Origin of the sequence: Rhizobium sp. BK538 (assembly GCF_014197575.1) — a bacterium.
In the GTDB taxonomy this organism is placed as follows: domain Bacteria; phylum Pseudomonadota; class Alphaproteobacteria; order Rhizobiales; family Rhizobiaceae; genus Rhizobium.
In genome coordinates, this window is the sequence record NZ_JACIFT010000023.1 from 1 (window position 1) to 16,658 (window position 16,658).

Annotated in this window: 13 protein-coding genes; 6 read left to right on the forward strand and 7 right to left on the reverse strand. The window is 61.5% G+C overall.

The annotated features are described in order from the left end of the window. Nucleotides 1–166: 166 nt before the first annotated feature. Complete coding sequence (locus FHX09_RS23955) at nucleotides 167–6,661, reverse strand: hypothetical protein (protein WP_184450755.1); 6,495 nt, start codon at nucleotides 6,659–6,661, stop codon at nucleotides 167–169. A 467-nt stretch (nucleotides 6,662–7,128) separates the two neighbouring features. Here FHX09_RS23955 and FHX09_RS23960 point away from each other — a divergent pair, with 467 nt between their 5' ends. Both FHX09_RS23960 and FHX09_RS23965 read left to right on the forward strand, forming a co-directional pair. Next, nucleotides 7,129–7,497 (forward strand): Hpt domain-containing protein, encoded by a 369-nt coding sequence (locus FHX09_RS23960; RefSeq protein ID WP_007792209.1) that lies wholly within the window; start codon nucleotides 7,129–7,131, stop codon nucleotides 7,495–7,497. A 198-nt stretch (nucleotides 7,498–7,695) separates the two neighbouring features. Continuing rightward, nucleotides 7,696–8,016 (forward strand): 2Fe-2S iron-sulfur cluster-binding protein, encoded by a 321-nt coding sequence (locus FHX09_RS23965; protein ID WP_132593172.1) that lies wholly within the window; start codon nucleotides 7,696–7,698, stop codon nucleotides 8,014–8,016. Nucleotides 8,017–8,307: 291 nt separating this feature from the next. On the opposite strand, the gene FHX09_RS23970 is transcribed toward FHX09_RS23965, so the two are convergent. Continuing rightward, nucleotides 8,308–8,934 carry a DUF922 domain-containing protein gene (locus tag FHX09_RS23970; RefSeq protein ID WP_007792217.1) on the reverse strand — a complete coding sequence of 209 codons (627 nt, stop codon included), beginning with the start codon at nucleotides 8,932–8,934 and terminating at the stop codon, nucleotides 8,308–8,310. A gap of 91 nt (nucleotides 8,935–9,025) precedes the next feature. Here FHX09_RS23970 and folP point away from each other — a divergent pair, with 91 nt between their 5' ends. Genes folP through folK form a run of 3 tightly spaced genes read left to right on the forward strand, consistent with a single transcriptional unit; the run spans nucleotide 9,026 to nucleotide 10,774 of the window. Next, nucleotides 9,026–9,898 carry a dihydropteroate synthase gene (folP, locus tag FHX09_RS23975; RefSeq protein WP_132593170.1) on the forward strand — a complete coding sequence of 291 codons (873 nt, stop codon included), beginning with the start codon at nucleotides 9,026–9,028 and terminating at the stop codon, nucleotides 9,896–9,898. Then, nucleotides 9,895–10,263, forward strand: a complete 369-nt coding sequence (gene folB, locus FHX09_RS23980) for a dihydroneopterin aldolase (protein ID WP_007792223.1) — start codon at nucleotides 9,895–9,897, stop codon at nucleotides 10,261–10,263. Before folP ends, folB begins: the two co-directional genes overlap by 4 nt. Next, the gene (gene folK / locus FHX09_RS23985; RefSeq protein ID WP_132593168.1) at nucleotides 10,256–10,774 is read left to right on the forward strand and encodes a 2-amino-4-hydroxy-6-hydroxymethyldihydropteridine diphosphokinase; all 519 of its coding nucleotides are present in this window, start codon (nucleotides 10,256–10,258) and stop codon (nucleotides 10,772–10,774) included. Before folB ends, folK begins: the two co-directional genes overlap by 8 nt. Before the next feature lie 51 nt (nucleotides 10,775–10,825). Here the strand turns inward: folK and FHX09_RS23990 are convergent, their stop codons facing one another. From FHX09_RS23990 to FHX09_RS24005, 4 genes are all read right to left on the reverse strand, one after another. Then, nucleotides 10,826–11,377, reverse strand: a complete 552-nt coding sequence (locus tag FHX09_RS23990; RefSeq protein ID WP_184450756.1) for a hypothetical protein — start codon at nucleotides 11,375–11,377, stop codon at nucleotides 10,826–10,828. 210 nt (nucleotides 11,378–11,587) lie between these two features. Further along, nucleotides 11,588–12,667 carry a TIGR01620 family protein gene (locus FHX09_RS23995; protein WP_184450757.1) on the reverse strand — a complete coding sequence of 360 codons (1,080 nt, stop codon included), beginning with the start codon at nucleotides 12,665–12,667 and terminating at the stop codon, nucleotides 11,588–11,590. After that, on the reverse strand, nucleotides 12,664–14,139 hold the full coding sequence (locus FHX09_RS24000) for a YcjX family protein (RefSeq protein WP_132593164.1): 1,476 nt from the start codon (nucleotides 14,137–14,139) through the stop codon (nucleotides 12,664–12,666). The genes FHX09_RS23995 and FHX09_RS24000 overlap by 4 nt, the downstream gene beginning before the upstream one ends. A 78-nt stretch (nucleotides 14,140–14,217) precedes the next feature. Then, complete coding sequence (locus tag FHX09_RS24005) at nucleotides 14,218–14,715, reverse strand: histidine phosphatase family protein (RefSeq protein ID WP_007800227.1); 498 nt, start codon at nucleotides 14,713–14,715, stop codon at nucleotides 14,218–14,220. Nucleotides 14,716–14,987: 272 nt separating this feature from the next. Here FHX09_RS24005 and dksA point away from each other — a divergent pair, with 272 nt between their 5' ends. Beyond that, complete coding sequence (gene dksA / locus FHX09_RS24010) at nucleotides 14,988–15,407, forward strand: RNA polymerase-binding protein DksA (protein WP_007532954.1); 420 nt, start codon at nucleotides 14,988–14,990, stop codon at nucleotides 15,405–15,407. A gap of 72 nt (nucleotides 15,408–15,479) precedes the next feature. Here dksA and FHX09_RS24015 read toward each other — a convergent pair whose 3' ends face one another. Further along, nucleotides 15,480–16,493: a flagellar biosynthetic protein FliO gene (locus FHX09_RS24015; protein ID WP_132593162.1), complete on the reverse strand. Its 1,014-nt coding sequence runs from the start codon at nucleotides 16,491–16,493 to the stop codon at nucleotides 15,480–15,482. Nucleotides 16,494–16,658 lie beyond the last annotated feature (165 nt).

Consider the following 16,658-nt stretch of genomic DNA (forward strand, 5'->3'; position numbering starts at 1 on the left):
TCCTTCGGCACCAGGCTGTCGAGCGTCACCATCTCAAGAGCCGTCTGGGTGGGGGCAGGTTTCTTCAACATGTCCCACAGAATCATAAAACCCCCGGCTACGCCAGGGGTTTGTCAGCAGTCTGAGGGCCGCCTTTTGGCGGCCATTTCTTTTTTGCCTAGGCGTCTTAGCTCAATCGTCCCGCGGCATGAGCAAGCATCGTGTAGACCTTGCCCGTGTCGGAGGTCAGATAGGACTGCGTGATCGTCTTGTCGCGGTCGCCGCGAGAGACATCGGCAAGCAGCTTTTCGAAATCGGCGATGTAGCGATCGACAGCGGTGCGGAACTCCGGCTCGCGATCGTACTTGCGCTTGATCTCGTCGAAGGTCTGCTGGCCCTTGAGCGTGTAGAGGCGGCGCGTAAATACGTCCCGCTCGCCGCGCTGATAGCGACGCCACAGGTCGACCGACGCATCGTGATCGATCGCGCGAGCGATATCCACCGAAAGCGAGTTTAAGGACTCGACTACATGGCGCGGGTTGCGGCTATCGGCGGTGCGGGCCGGTGCTGCCGCGGCAGCCTCAGCGCGGGGTGCCGGTTGCCGGGCCGGAGCTTCTTCGGCAGCCTCTTCGCGCGATGCGCCGCGCAGGAGGTCGCTGATCCAGCCGCCGGTTGCCGGCGAGGCTGGAGCCGGGGCGGCAACGGGCGCCCGCTGCGGCGTCGCGGCCGCGGGTGTCGGAGGCGTTAGCGAGCCGCGCAGGCCGAAGTTTTCGATCGGCGTGGGCGTTACGGCCGGTGCCGAGGCGGGTGCTGCCGGAGGGGTGGGCTGGGGTACCTGCTGGGTAGTGGCCGGCTGGGCCGGACGTGGCGCGGGTTGAGGCTGAGGAATGGCCCGCGGCGCAGGCTCGGAGATTTCGAGCTGCTGTGTCGAACGGCCAACGATGTGCGAGATATCCTGCAGGGCCTTGATCTGCTCGGCGACGGCGCGACGCATGGCAGCGGCGCTCTCCTTGGCTTCCTCGGGAAGGTCGAATGCACCGCGCTTCAGCTCGCTGCGGGTCATATCGAGTTCCTTGCGGATGTCGCCGGCCGAGCGGCGGATCTCCTCGGTCGCACCGGAGAAGCGCGATACCGCCTCCTCGACTGCCTCGCGAAGCGACTCGCGCATGGTCTGGGCGGCGCCGTCGGATGCGCGACCTGCCTCGCCCAGCATACGCTCCACGTCCGACAGAGACGCTGTCAGGCCACCGCGCAAGCGGTTGGAGAGCTCGCCGGATCGACGCTCCGCATTGCCGAATGCACCGTCGATTGTCGCGTTGGCCTCTTCTCCGGCCTTGACGAGCGCGGCGCGCATGGTCGCGGCCGCTTCCTCTGCACGCTTTTCGGTTTCGGAAAGAACCCGGCCGATGTCGGAGAACGAGGACTGCACGCTTTCGCGCAGCGTACCGCTGACCTGGTTGGAGCGCTGCTCGGCGCGGTCGAAGGCGGATTCGACCATGCCTCCCAGCGAACGCATGGTCTTTTCAATCTCCTCCGAGCGCTGGACGAGGCCAACGGAAAGGTTCTGCAGTGCGGTTTCGCGATCCTCAAGCGTCGAGACAAGGTTCGATTGAGCCGCTGCGAGCAGACCGGATGCCTGGCTGAGCACCTTTGAATGCTCGTCGAACCGCCCGATGATGCCGCCGACCTGGGCGAGCGTCTGGCCGGAAATATCGGACAGGCGATCGACCTTGCCTTCGAGCAGGCGGGTCGAGGCGGAAACCATTTCGGCGGCCTTGGATGCGGACTCGGTGAAGCGCGACGTCGTATCGCCGAGGCGACCATCGACCGCCGCCAGATCTTCGGCCGCACGGCTCATCATCTGGCCCATAGCGGAGCTGTTGTCCGACAGGCGTTCGATCAGCTTGTTGACGTTGGCAAGCAGGCTGTTCTCCATCGCGTCGACGGCCGACGATGCGCTCTCTGTGCGTGCGGCGATCGCGCTGATCAGAGCCTCGTTCTCACTGCGCAGGCGTTCGGTGCTGCGCTCGGTCGCCGCCGTGATGCGCGCGGCGGCGTCCTTGCCAGCCTCGGCATAACGGTCGATCAGCGGCCGTGCCGTTTCGTCGAGAATGCGCGACAGCTCTGTCGAGCGGCCGGCAAGCATCGAATTGAGTTCGCGGGTCCGGTCGTCGAGCGTCGTGCGGATTGCACTGCCGCGCGCTTCGAGCGCTTTTTCGACATCGGTCAGCGTCGAGTCGATTTCGCGTGTGCGGTCCTCGATGCTTGAACGGATGGCATTGCCGCGAGCTTCCAGAGCACGTTCGACCTCTGCCATGGTCGAGGTGATTTCCTGGCTTGCATCGGAAATCGTCGTGCGGATGCCTGCGCCATGACTTTCGAAGGTCGCCTGGGCGTCGCCGAGGGCGCGGGAAATGGCGCCAACCTGACCGCTGACCAGGGTTTCCGCCTCCGCGACCTTGTTGATAATTGCGTTGCCTGCCTCCGAGAAGGTTTGAGCGACGGCCGCTGCCTGGCCGGCGAGGCGGTTCTGTGCCTCGGAAACGCGACCGACGATCTGTTCGGACCGCTCTTCGATTGCACGGCTGAACTCGTTGCTCTTGGCCTCAAGGCCTTCGGCAAACTGCTGTCCGGTACGCCCGAGGTTTTCGGCGGCGCGGGTCGCTTCGTCGTCCATGCCCTGCGTTGTCTCGGCGACGGCGCTGCGCAGCGAAGCGGCGAGGCCGGCAGCCTTGCCTTCAATCGTGCGATTGACGGCATCGAGACCAACGGTCAGAGCGCGGTCCATCGTCGACAGGCGCTCCTCGATGCGGGCGCTGCCACGCTCCATTGCCTCGCCGATACTCGCTGTGCGGGTGTCAATGCCCGAAGTCAGATTGGCCGTGCGGCCATCGATCGTCTCCGCAAACTTTGCGGCGCTGTCGTCGAGCGCTGCCGCGATGCGGCCCGTAGCCTCTTCGCCGAGCGTCCCAAGGCGCGAAATACCGTCGGACAAAGTGTTGGAGAGGCGGCCGCCAGCGGCGTCGACCTGCTCGGCTACGCCGCCGACGCCGTCACGAATGCGGTTTTCGAGGGCGGCAAGGCCGGCCTCGACACGCGACCCGGTTTCCGCAAAGCGACCGGTCATGCCTTCGATTGACTGGTCGAGCTGTGAGGAGAAGGTTTCTGCCGAGCGTGAGATCTCGCCTGCAGCCTCCTTGAAGCGGCCGGCAATATGGCCGGTGCTGTCACGTAGGCGGTCTTCGAGAGCGCGGCCGCTGTTGTCGATCGTCTGGCGAAGCGAGACCTCGTGGTCTTCCAGCGACATTTCCAACATGCCGACGCTGGTGGCGATCGACGCTCCGATTGTTGTCGCCTGGTCGGAAAGCGTGTCACTGATACGGGCGTGAGCGTCGCTGAGCGCGAGATTGATCGCCTGTTCGCGATCGGTCAGCGTCGAACGGATGCGTTCGTGAGCCGCGTCCAGACCACTTTCGATGCGTGTGGCCGCATTGCCGGTCAGCGCTTCGAAGCGATCGTGTGCCGCGGCAAGGCCGCCTTCGATGCGGGATGCTGCATCGCCGTGCAATGTCTCCAGTCGCTGATGCGCGTTGCTCAGGTTGGATTCGATGCGGGCAGCGGCGTTGCCGGTCAGCTGCTCGATGCGGTCTCCACCGCTCGAGAGCGTGCCAGCAAGCGTCGATGCGTGGTCACTCAGCGAACGCTCGAGGCGTTCCTGGCTCTCTGTGTAGGCGCTGCGAATTGCGTCCGACTTGTCGACGAGGGCCCCGGCAACGCGCGATTCGGCTCCGGCCACCGTGTCGAGCAACGCGTTGGTGCGCGCTTCCAGCGCGTCGTCAAAGCGGCTCTGGCTTTCGCTGAAGGAGATAGCAAGCGCCATCGCCTTCTCGTCGAGAGTGTCCGAAAGACGGTCCTGAACCGTGGCAATCGAATTCGCGATGGTATCGACGCGGCGGGCAAGCGCATCTTCGATGCGGCTATGGCCTTCGTTCAGGGATACGGCGAGCGCCATGACGCGGTCGTCGAGCGCCTCGGTGATCCGGTCATGTCCGCCGGCAAGCGAGTTGCTGATCGTTTCTGCGTGGTGGCCGAGCGTGTCTTCGAGACGGGCCTGGCTGTCGTTGAGGGAAATGGCAAGTGCCATGGCCCGATCGTCGAGAGCCTCTGTCAGCTTCTCGTGGCCGCCGGCGATCTGGTTCGCGATCGTCTCGGCATGATGGCCAAGGGTATCGGCAAGCCGCGTTTGGCCTTCATTGAGCGAAATGGCGAGCGCTACCGTCTTGTCGTCAAGCACTTCGCTGAGCTTTTCGTGGCTGCCGGCGAGCTGGTTTGCGACTGCGTCGACATGAAGGCCAAGGGTATCGGCAAGGCGGATCTGCCCCTCATTGAGGGAAATGGCGAGTGCCATTGCCTTGTCATCAAGAGTGTCGGCAAGCTTCTCGTGGCCGCTGGCGATCGAGGCGGCAATCGCTTCGGCACGCTTGGCAATCGTATCCTCGAAGCGGTTCTGGCTCTCATCGAGCGAAATGGCCAGCGTCATCGCCTTGTCGTCGAGCGTGTCGGCAAGCCGCTCATGGCTGCCGGAGACGGCGCTGATGATTGCTTCCGAGCGGCTTGCAAGCGTGCTCTCGAAACGGTCCTGGTTGTCGGCGAGGGCAGCAGTCAGCGCACCGCCGCGATCGGCCATCACGCCGTCGATCCGCTCATGCGCGGAGTCGAGCGCCTGCGTGATGTCGGCTGCTCGCCTGGAGATCATCGTATTCAGTTCGTCGGCACGGCCAAAGGCCGAGGTGATCTGCTCGGTTCCCGCGGAGACCGCAGAGCTTAGATCGGAGGTCGTAGACAGCAACGTGTCGCGGAACTCCGTCGCGCGTGCGGCGAGATTGTTGTGGAGTTCCGACGTGCCCGAGGCGAGCGCCAGCGAGATCTCGGAAGTGGCATGGCTGAGCGCCGACGTCATACCCGTCGTTTGCGTATGGATGGCCTCGGTGACTTCGGAAACCTTGCCCGCCAGCGAGCTTTCCATAACTTCCTGGCTGGTGGCGAGGGCGGTGGCCAGTGCGAAGGACTGGTCGGTGAGCGACGCGCCAAGGCGCTCGATGCTCGAACTCAGGATGCCGTTCAGCGAGTCTGAACCGCCCGTCATCGTGTCGTTGATACGGTTGAGGCTCTCCATGAGCTTGGTGTCGAGCGAGCCGGCGCGCTTGTCGAAGGCATTGGCGAATTCCGCGACGCGCTCATCGAACGAGGTCGAGAGCTGCGCGACGGTTGCCTGCAGCCTCTCGTCAAAAAAGCCGGAGCGCAGATCGAGGTCCATGATGGTGTCGTCGACGCTCGACTGCAGGCTCTGGCGGAAGCTAGAGCCCTTCTCGTCGAGCGCGCTGTTGAGCTTGGAGAGAACGTCGTCCAGCGTGGTACTGATCGTGCGTTCGCCGCCGGTCAGGCTCTCGTTGATCTCGCGGGTGCGGGCGATCAGGATCTCGTTCAGCTGGCGGGCGCGGTCGTTCAGCGCGGCGTTGAGCTTCTCGGCGTTGCTGTCCATCGTCGACGCACGCGTCTCGAACTGCCGAAGGATCTGATCTCCGTGTTCGCTGAGGCTCGACGTGAGTGAATCCAGCCGCGTATCGAATTCGTTGGTGAGCGCGAATCCTGAGGACGTCAGCGTTTGCAGCAGCGAATCCGTCTTTGCAGCAAGAAGCGTGCTGAGCGACTGGATCGCCGACTCCGACTTTTCGGTGATGGTGGCCGCGCGCGTGTCGATCATCGAGGCGAAAGCTTCGCCCGAGGTTGCCAGGCGTACAGCGATTTCTTCCGTCGCTAGCGACAAGTCTTCCTTGAGCTGGTCGTGCACGCCGGCGATCGACGTGCGGATACGCTCGGCGTGATTGACGATCGCTTCTCGCTCCGAGCCAAGCTCGTGCACGAGGCCGCGCACGCGCAATTCATTGTCTGCGTAGCTGCGCTCGAGCGCGTTGACCTCGGAGTGGACCAGGGTCTCAAGCTCCGAAGCGCGCGCGATCGTACGCTCGATGCCTTCGTTCATCGCAGAGACTTCGCGGCGAACGGCCTGGCCGACGGTCATGATGCGTTCGGAAGCGACAGTCTCCGGTTCAGAGAGGCGAAGTGCCACCTCGGCCATGGAGCGTGCTGCGTTGCGCATGTCCTGGGCACGGGCCATCATGACGGCGAAGGCATAAAACAGCAGCACCGGCACGATGATGCCGATGAAGCCGGCGATGACGCCCGGAAGCGCCAGAAGATCGGCCAGGGAGCGGATCTGCCAGATCTGGGGCGAATAGAGCAGGGCCATCAGGCCAAGCCCTGCGACGATCCAGAGAAGCGACACGATGGTTGCGTTGCGGATAGCTGATCGGCTGGATCCGTTCTCCAACGACTTCAGCAGCGAAGCTGGAGATATGCGGTTGGCGTCATTGGCGGCGAAGGACGGCGCACGGGACGGCTGCTCGGGCTGGCGAGGCGTGTTGGCAGGGCGCGCGCGCTTGGTTTCCTTGGAGGTTTGTTCACTGCGGGCACTTGGTGTTTCGGACAATTTGGCCTCCGGGGCGTCGGTCTTGCCGTTGCGAGACAGCGTATCGTCTTCTCCGAAGTCGATCTGGAGCGCTTCGTCCAATGCCTTGAACGCCTTGTCCTCGATCGACTCGTTGTACTTGTTGTTCGCCATTTACGTTACGCCTCGTTACATCCCAGCCGGTTCAACAACGCATCCGGGCTTCCCGCCGAGCCCGAACAAAACCTTAGCCTCTGAGCTCGCCCGCCCACATTGCCGAGGACGGATAAGCATATCATTTCAGAGTGGATAGCTGCTTTTTCATACAGACGGTATCAAAACATTACCATTATCCACTTGACGAGCAAAGGCAGGTGCCACAGAGCTCGCCCAGTAGTATCGTAGTGACACATCCGGGACTGCTAGACAATTAACGCAACCGGTCAAATCCCCTAGCATTAAGGGCTTGTTAACATCATTTAATAAATGTGTGGCTTTAAAAACCAAAGAGTTAGGGGTGTTTAACAGACGTTAACCATAACCCGAGAAATCCGCCCTGAATGTGCCGGAATTTAACGCGATGCCCACCCGGCGCCCGCACGATCATAGAACGGCGGGATAGATGACGGGAGAATTGGCACATGGCAGCAGTCAGTATTGCGTTTGCGGCACCCGACAATTGCAAGGGTCCACGCCCTTCGCAGGAGCGTCCGGTAGATCTGGTGCATCTGGCAAACCAGACAATGGGCGACAAGAGCCTGGAAATAGAAGTTCTGCAGATGTTTGCACGGCAGGCACGAGCTTGCCTGCAGGAGATATCATCCGGTAACGCGAAAATCGTTGAGGCCGCAGCGCACCGCCTTAAGGGTGCCGCCGGCGCCGTGGGCGCGTTCCGCGTTCATGCAGCTGCGGAGGCGCTCGAGGGCAATTGCGGCGATGCGGCCACGATGGCGGCGGTCGGTATCGCGGTGATCGAAGCCGAGAACTTCATCCTCAAGCTTTGCCGCTGAGCCGTAGGGTCAGATACGAGACCCGCTGATCCATTTCGGGGCAGCGGGTCTTTTTGTGACTGTCGGCATGGCGCATTTTGACAAGCGCGTTGCTTCCCAATCTGGAATGAAAGGTATCGGGCGGTCGATGTTGACTGCCTCGACGATTTGTTGGAAGAAAAATCCAGACCCTCCCATTGACGACTACCGGAAATCATTATGCCCAAACTGACCATTGTCGCCTTCGACGGCACGCGCTTCGATCTTGATGTCGATCAGGGATCGACCGTTATGGAAAATGCCGTGCGCAATTCGGTGCCGGGCATCGAGGCCGAATGCGGCGGCGCCTGTGCCTGCGCGACCTGTCATGTCTACGTCGACGACGAGTGGACGGATCGCGTCGGTCCGCCTGAGGCCATGGAAGAAGATATGCTCGATTTCGCGTTTGACGTGCGTCCGACGTCGCGGCTCTCCTGTCAGATCAGAATGAAGGCAGCCCTGGATGGGCTCATCGTCCACGTGCCCGAGCGGCAGGCCTGATCCACTGCACTTCCCAAAAAAAGCCTCGCTGGCCGTTAGACGAGCGAGGCGAGGTAGGCGCATTACCTACGGACGAGGGAGGATCATCCGCGGCTTCGCAACGCGCCAGGAGAACCCAGGAGCGAAAGTTCGGGCTTACGGACCTGAACTTTCGAATGTTTGAATATTACCGCGTTGTAGTTGATTTAGCTAGACCGAGAAATAACCACTAAAACACTGGGGCGACTGCAGTTTCACACAAGTTTTGTTACGCGGATAAACTTCTGTGATCGTTTTTGACCTAAGAATCAGCTATCTTACGCCGCCGGATTTCTTTAGCCGGTGGTCGAGCAACCTCATCATGCGATTCTGGAAATTGGCGGCTTCGACTCGGTCGAATCGGGCCTGCAGCCGATCGTGTTCCTCGATGCCACGCGTCGATACCTCGGTAACGAGCTCCTGCATGCGTTCGCAATTGGGTTGTGGAGGCAGGGCGAGAATCTGCTTTTCCATGACGCGCGCCTGGTTTCGCGCGATCTCGGCATGGCGTTCTTCGTGGCGCTTGATGTCGCTCGAGAGTGCATCCCAGATCATCGAGAGCTGTTTGCTAGCACCTTTACGGTTGGTCCAGCGCGGCAGGATGATCTGCGTATGGACCGTCACCTTGGCATTGCCAACCTTGCACTTGCCCCCTGCCTGGACATAGGTGGCATCGCCGCCGAAGCGGATTTTGGTCGCGCCGGGATGGCGGGCCGACGACCCGCTAGCCGTCGGTCCATTGGAGCTCAGCTGTTGATCCAGCTGATCTGCGGTTTTGCCGCCGATCGCGAAGTAGGAGTAGCTCTTGGTCGCGATGACGGCGGCAGAGGCCGGCGCGCACACCAAGACGGTCATGGAAAAGCCGAGCAGGAGGGGCATATAACGCGGTACGGAAAGCATTCTACAGATACTCAGGTTGAAGTTTGCCGGAGCTTGGGGCATAGGCACCGCTAGCGCAATATCGTTGACGCTTTTTCAATCGATAGGATGAATGCCATTGGCACAGCTTCGGAGCAGTTTCTGGCGCGTCGGGCATGGTCGTGAGATCGAGCTGGGCGCACGTTCCGTGATCATGGCAATCGTCAACGTGACGCCGGACTCCTTCTCGGACGGCGGGCGATACGAGACGGTTGATGCCGCCGTTGCGCATGCGCTCCAGGCCGCTGAGGAGGGAGCCGAGATTATCGATATCGGCGGCGAATCGACACGTCCCGGCGCCGATGTCGTCACTCCCCTGGAGGAGCAGGCACGGGTGTTGCCGGTGATCGAGGCGCTGCGCGGCAAGACAGATGCATTGATCTCGATCGACACCTATCGGGCCGAGACGGCCCGGCTTGCTGTCAGCGCGGGAGCGCATGTTATAAACGACGTGTTCGGGCTGCAGAAGGAACCGGAGATCGGAAAGATCGCTGCCGATACCGGTGCAGGCCTGTGCCTGATGCACACCGGTCGAGAAAGGGAGAAGCTTCCCGATGTGATCGCCGACCAGTTTCTCTTCCTTGAGCGCTCGCTCGAAATCGCAGCGGCCGCAGGTGTTGCGAAGGATCGCATCGTGTTGGATCCGGGCTTCGGCTTTGCGAAGGATACTGACGAGAACATCGAGCTGATGGCGCGTTTCGGCGAACTTCACCGCCTTGGACTACCGCTGCTTGCCGGGACATCACGCAAGCGTTTTGTCGGCGCCATCACGGGCAGAGAGGCCGCCGATCGGGACGGGGGAACGGCAGCGACGACCGTGCTGCTGCGTCTCTCCGGAGCGGTCATTTTTCGTGTACACGATGTCGCAATCAACAGGGACGCTCTGGCCATCGCTGATGCTATGCTCGCGGCGCGCTATAGCTTGGAGCAAGGACACTCGGCATGAGCACCACTTACACAATCACGCTTCAGAACTGCGCCTTCTTTGCCCGCCACGGCGTTCATGACGAAGAGGAGTTCCTCGGCCAGCGTTTCTTTGTGGATGCCGAACTCGACGTCGTCGCCGGCGATGCCCTGGAAAGCGATTCCATCAATGACACGGTCAACTACGGCATTGCCTTCACCGTGATCGAGGAGATCGTCACGGGCAAGCGTCGCTACCTGATCGAGGCGCTTGCACTTGATATCGCAAAAGGACTTTGTTCGAAGTTTCCGCAGATCAAGCGTGCAAAAATCACGGTCCGCAAGCCGAACGCGCCGGTGCCGGGCGTTCTGGATTTCGTCCAGGTGAGCGTCGAACACTTTGCCTGAGTCCCTTTTCAAGACCGCAACGCTTGGCCTTGGCGGCAATCTCGGCGAGCCTGTCCATGCCATGGCCGTCGCACTGAGAGCGCTTGACCAGCGATCCGATTGCCGGGTGGTAGCCGTGTCGCGGCTCTACCGTACGCCGCCTTGGGGCAAGACCGATCAGTCCTATTTTTTCAACGCTTGCGCCGCCGTCGAGACGACGCTTGGCCCGGAGGCGCTTCTCGATGTCTGTCTGGACATCGAACGGGGGATGAAACGAGAGCGCATCGAGCGGTGGGGGCCGCGCACGCTGGACATCGATATTCTGACCTATGCCGACGCGGTGCAGTCCGCGCCGCGGCTGGAACTTCCTCACCCGCGGATGACGGATCGCGGTTTCGTGCTGATGCCGCTGGCCGACTTCGCGCCGGATCTGCTGGTCGAGGGCGCAACCATTCGCGACTGGCTTGCCAAGGCTGATGTACAGGGGATCGACCTGGCCGAGGCAAGCACTGACTGGTGGCGTACGGCTTAAAAAAGCAAAAGCGGCGGGAAATCCGCCGCTTGCGGAAATCAGTATTGAGAACTATTCGACAGAGCCGACGGTGATTTCGTCGACTTGGCGCGTGAGCGTCAGGCCAATAACAGGGATCATCTGGCTTTCGACCTTGACCGAAACGGTAACGTTCATGGTCTTGTCGTCTCGTACACGAGCGATCATGGCGCCGTTCAGCTTGGAGCGATTGAGCCCGACGACCACGGTATCCTGCGTCACGGCACCCGATACGACGTCGAGTCCCTTACCATCGGCGCCATCAAGGAACTTGCCCTTGTAGGAGTTGCCCGACTGGGTGATGAGGGCGGTCATCGGCTGCTTGAAGACGCCGACCCTGCAGCTTCCGTCGAGCTTGATGCCCGCACCGCCCGCGCTCACCGGTTCGCCTACGAGATTGCAGGTGAATTTCGTGCCTTTATACTTGCCGGCAACGATCTCGCCGGGGCCTCGCCAGGTGCCGGCGACAGACTCGAAGAAGGCTTTGTCACGTGTTGCCGCTGTTGCGGACGGAGCCATGTCAGCAACCGGTGACAGCGCCACCGCAGCGAGCCCGAAAAGAACAAGAAACTTGCGCGAATACATGGATTTTCCCTAGCGACACCATCGCTTAACTGCTGCTAAGTTTTGCCGAATAATGGTTAATGGTTGGTTTCCTCCTAGCCAAAAAGCGCTGAATGGCAGGGTGTTTCTCAGTTGGCGGTGGGCGAGACCGGCGCGCTAGCGCGTTGAATTCATGGGAAGTATTTCCACATGTCGGTTGGCGCATCGTAAGCGCGACAAAACTGTCAATTCTCAGGAATTCCTATCACGCGATGTCATGGACGGCGCAAGATCCCCAATGAAGTCGCCGATTCCCGGACGTTTGAGGGCATGGAAGGAAAGGGGGCGGCAGAGATCCATGGCAGCGATTCCTATGCGGGCGGTCATCAGGCCGTTGATGACGCCTTCGCCGAGGCGCGCCGACAGCTTCGACGCCAGTCCATGGCCAAGCACTTGCTGCACGAGGCTATCGCCAACCGCGATCGAGCCGGTCACGGCAAGATGCGCCAGAACGTCTCGCATGAGCCTGACCATGCCGAGCGTACCCGGCCGACCGCCGTAGAGTTCCGCCATCGCGCGAACGAGTCGGGCAGCTTCATAAAGTACGTAGAGCAGGTCGACGATGGCGCGCGGACTGACAGCGGTGACGATGGATACCCGTTTCGATGCATTGACGATAAGGGCCCGCGCCTGCCGATCGAGCGGTGCCAGAAGCTCCCGTTCCGCGAGCGCGATGAGATGCGGCGCGTCGACGATATCGCCCTCTGTCGCTTTCAGCGTGGCGCGGCCCTTGGCCGTCTCGGGCTTGCCGGAGAGCAGGGTTTCCAGCCGCTTGACCAGCGCGCGCGCCTTCGCCGGCTTAGTCTCCACCATGGCGGCCTCGGCTTCCGTCTTAATCGCCTGCACGGCAGTCAGGCGCATTATCCCGGCTGTCTCACGGATAACGATGGCGATCACCGCCAGAATGCCGATTGCGAGGGCTGCAAGGGCGGCATAGCCCAGCCAATCCGCGCGGCCGAAGAGATTGCGGATAAGGCTGTCGGTCCAAAGGCCGAAGGCAAGCGAAAAGAGAACGCCGAACGCGGCTGCCGCGATTTTCGCAAACGAGGTGCCGCGCTTGCGCGGGACCGCGACCGGAATTGGAGGGACATCCTTGTCGGGATTGAGGAAAGGATCGTCCTCGTCAGCGGTCAACACGACATCGTCCGTGAAGCTACCCGGTCTTCGTTGGCCACGGTTGGTTTCGGTCGTCGGCCGCGCCAGTGCGTCCTCCTCATAGGAAAAGGCGGCCGGCGCGCGGTGTACTGGATGTTCGGATGGTGGCTTGATCATGCGAGGCGATCTCCGAACAGAAACTGCATGGCACGGTCGAGGCGAATATGCGGGACCGAAAGCTTGATGCCGCCGCCTGTCTCTTCAAGATGTGGCGGGCGAAAGCGTACGACACTGACATCGGGCAGGGCGAGGTTACGGTCTCCGGATTCTATGCGCTCGAACAGGCTCTCCGGATCTTCCGGCAGGTCGCCGGGAAATATCGCCGTCTTCTTGAGGCCGTCAAAGCATTCTCCGCCGATGGCCTCACCCTTCATCGGTATACCGACAATAACCGGGAGCTCATGGCCGTCGTGTTTCACGGTCGCTTCGCGCGTGGCGCGGACCGAGGCAAGTGCCATGACGTCAATGCCTGCGCCTGCCATACCAATGCGATGCACGGCACGATCGACCAGGCGGCGGGTAAGTGCGTCGAGCCGGTCATGGCTTTCATGGTGCAGGTGGTCGGCCTTCGTTGCGGCGACGAGTACGCGATCGATACGGCGGCCAAGCAATGACGACAGCCAGGAATTCGTGCCCGGACGAAAGCACGCCAAAACGTCCGTCAGGGCTCGCTCGAGGTCCTGTACTGCCTCTGGGCCACGGTTGATGGCCTGCAGCGCATCGACGAGCACAATCTGTCGGTCGAGGCGGGCGAAATGCTCGCGAAAGAAAGGCTTCACCACGACCGATTTATAGGCCTCGTAGCGCCGCTCCATCATCGCCCAAAGCGATCCTTTTTGCGGTTTGGCCTCCGGCGGAGGCGTGAGCGGCGCAAAGGTAAGGGCGGGCGAGCCATCAAGATCGCCGGGCAGCAGAAAGCGGCCAGGCGGAAGTGTGGAGAGCGAGCGTTCGTCGGCTTTGCAGGCCTTGAGGTAATCGGCAAAAGAAGTCGCGAGGTCGCGGGCGCGCATTTCGTCTGCCGGAGCGTTAACGTCCGTGGCGTGGGTGAGGGCTAGCCAATTGCGCGAGAGTTCTGCACGAATGCCCGTCCCCGCCAAGGCGATCGTCTCCTCGCAGAACGTGCGGTAGTTCTTTCCGAGCAAAGGCAGGTCAAGCAGCCATTCGCCGGGATAATCGACGATATCGATCGACAGCCGACCCGGCGAGAAGAGACGGTTCCAGCCGCTGGCACTTTGATATTCGAGCGTGATGCGCAGTTCGGATATCGCCCGGGTTGAATCGGGCCATACCCGATCCTTCACGAGAGAGCCGATATGATCTTCGTATTGGAAGCGCGGCACGGCATCATCCGGTTGCGGCTCAAGCCGCACCGCCGAGACACGACCGGACTGCACAGGCTCGAAGAGCGGCAGGCGGCCGCCGTGCAGAAGATTGTGGACCAGAGAGGAAATGAAGACGGTCTTGCCGGAACGCGAGAGGCCGGTGACGCCAAGGCGCACGGTGGGATTGATAAGGCCCGATGCCCGGTCCGCAAGATTGTCCAGGGCAATGCGTGCGTCGTCGGAAAAAGAGGTCAGGCTGGGTGGCAAGGCGGAATTCCGGTTCTAATCGTGACAAGCCATATAGGAACGGCAAGCCGACGCGAAAAGACGTTCCGCGAAAAGACCTTAGTCGATCACCAAATCAACGAGGCGCCAGCCTGCCAACCTGCCGTCATAGTCCAAAACCGCAAGACCGGCTGTCGGAAAGCCGGTCGGCAGTGCCTGACAAAGCGCCTCGTGGCCGATCAGCGCTTCCAGCGTTTGCTCCATGGTCGGGTTGTGGCCGACGAGCATCACCGAGCCGACCGCTTCTTGCGCATCGATGATCTCGAGATAGATGTCCGGTGAGGCATTATAGAGTTCGTCGACGAATCGGAGGTCGAGCGTCGAGCCCATCGCCCGGTGCACTGCATCGGCCGTGTCCCGGCAACGCACCGCTGTCGAACTCAGAAGCAGATCCGGCCTATAACCCTTGTCGGCCGCCTTGTCGGAGACGATCTCGGCGTCCGCATAGCCTTTCTCGCTCAGCGGGCGGTCGAAATCACGTTGTCCGGGCGCGGCCCAGGCAGCTTCGGCGTGTCGCAGCAGATAAATCCGGGAAGGCGGAGGTGTGATTGCGGCCATAGAAAACCCATGTCGAAGGGACTTTTTCAGTAGCGGGTGAGCGGCCCGCGCGTCAACCGTGGCGGCAGGTGTTGCCGCCAAATCCGAGGTAGGAAAGTGCGCGGTTACCAGGAGGGGAATATGCGCCCGGCGGAATAATGGTGAGAAAATAGTCTGTTAGCTAAAAAATATGACAGATTTAAAAAACTGTTTACCTAGCGTATTTGGCTTGAATCATCGGTAGTGCTCGCGATATACACCCGCCAGATGAGATGTTCTTCAGGAGAATCGCGTTGAGTGAGAAGATCGATCTTAGCAACTATGTACCCTCGGAAGAGGAAGAGTTCATGAACGGCAATCAGCGGGCTTACTTTAGAGCCAAGCTGGTCGCCTGGAAGAATGATATTCTCAGAGAGGCGCGCGAAACCCTCGACCACCTGGCGGAGGAAAGCGCAAACCATCCGGATCTTGCCGACAGGGCATCGTCCGAAACCGACCGGGCTATCGAACTGCGTGCCCGCGACCGCCAAAGAAAGCTGATTTCCAAGATCGACGCAGCACTGCAACGTATCGAAGACGGCACCTACGGCTATTGCGAGGAGACCGGCGAGCCAATCGGCCTCAAGCGGCTTGATGCTCGACCGATCGCAACGCTCTCGATCGAGGCCCAAGAACGGCACGAGCGCCGAGAAAAGGTCTACCGGGACGAATGAGTCCCGACATGCTGACAACGAAAAGGGCACCGTGGAAGCCGCGGTGCCCTTTTGCTTTGTTCAGTCGGTCCACTATTTATCGCGATTAACACTCATCTCCCCGAAGATGCGCGCGACCTCGTTTTGAAGGGCGGCGTCGGCGCCGGTAAGCGGCGCCATCTCAGGGTCCCGGCGCGGCAGGTTCCCGGGCGGCGGAGCGGGTCTTGCAGCAGGCGCCTGTGGCGCCGGCACGATGCGCTCGGCGGCAAGTGTACTCGTCATTTCTTCCTCGAGAATGCGCTGGAAGTCGCTCGGCTGCGCAGCAGGCGTCAGCGTGCCAACTTCGACGAATGCCGACGAGGGTTGTACGGGCGCGGGCGTGCTCCGGACGGAGGGCGGGGTGGCCTGCGGTTCGATGCGCTGTTGCGGCAACACGCGCTGGCGGGCGGAATCGAGGATGTCTGCGGCAACCGAGGCCTCGATCGGCGCACGCGTCTGACGCGGTTCCGGTCGGGGCTCGAAGGACGGCGCCGGGCGCGGCGCACGTTCACGTTCGGCGATAACAGGCGGAGTCGAGGGCGGCGTGGCGACAATAGCCGGCTCGGGGCGGGCTTCGATCGGCGCGCGTTCGGGCACGTAGGGTTCGACCGGCGTGTGGATGTGGGCCGGCGGCGCGTGCTGGGGTTCAGCCGGTGCGATGCGAACAGGCGCTGGCGCTTCGGGCGTCGCTTCGAGCTGCGGCGGTATCACGGGGACAGGAACTGGAGCCGGAGCCGAAGCTGATTGATCCGCCGTCTCAGGCGATACAAGCTTGTCGACAGGTTCGCCAATCCGGCTCTCGATGACGATATCGGTCGGTCCGCCGATCATGATAAGGTGTTCGACGTCGTCTCTGCGAACGAGGACGAGGCGTCTGCGTGCATCGACAGCGGCCGCATCAAGAACCTGCAGCCGCGGCTGGCGATTGCGGCCGCCGCGCACAAAGGGCGAAGGCGCGCGGCTGCGCATGATCCAGAGCACGACAATCAGCAGCAATAGAGCTATGCCGACGCCACCGGCGGCAAGAAGGAAGCGGCTCCCATAGGCTCCCATGAGATCATCGAACATCTTGGCTTACTCCCTTCGCGGTTTTGAACCACATGGCGACTTTACCACTTCGTAGACAAGTCCCGATGGCCTTGTCCAGTCATGCCAACCCGAAGTGGAATTCGAACATGCTTTCTTAACAACGCATTTTAATGGCGAAATTGGCGCTCTTCGTTGTGAATTCAA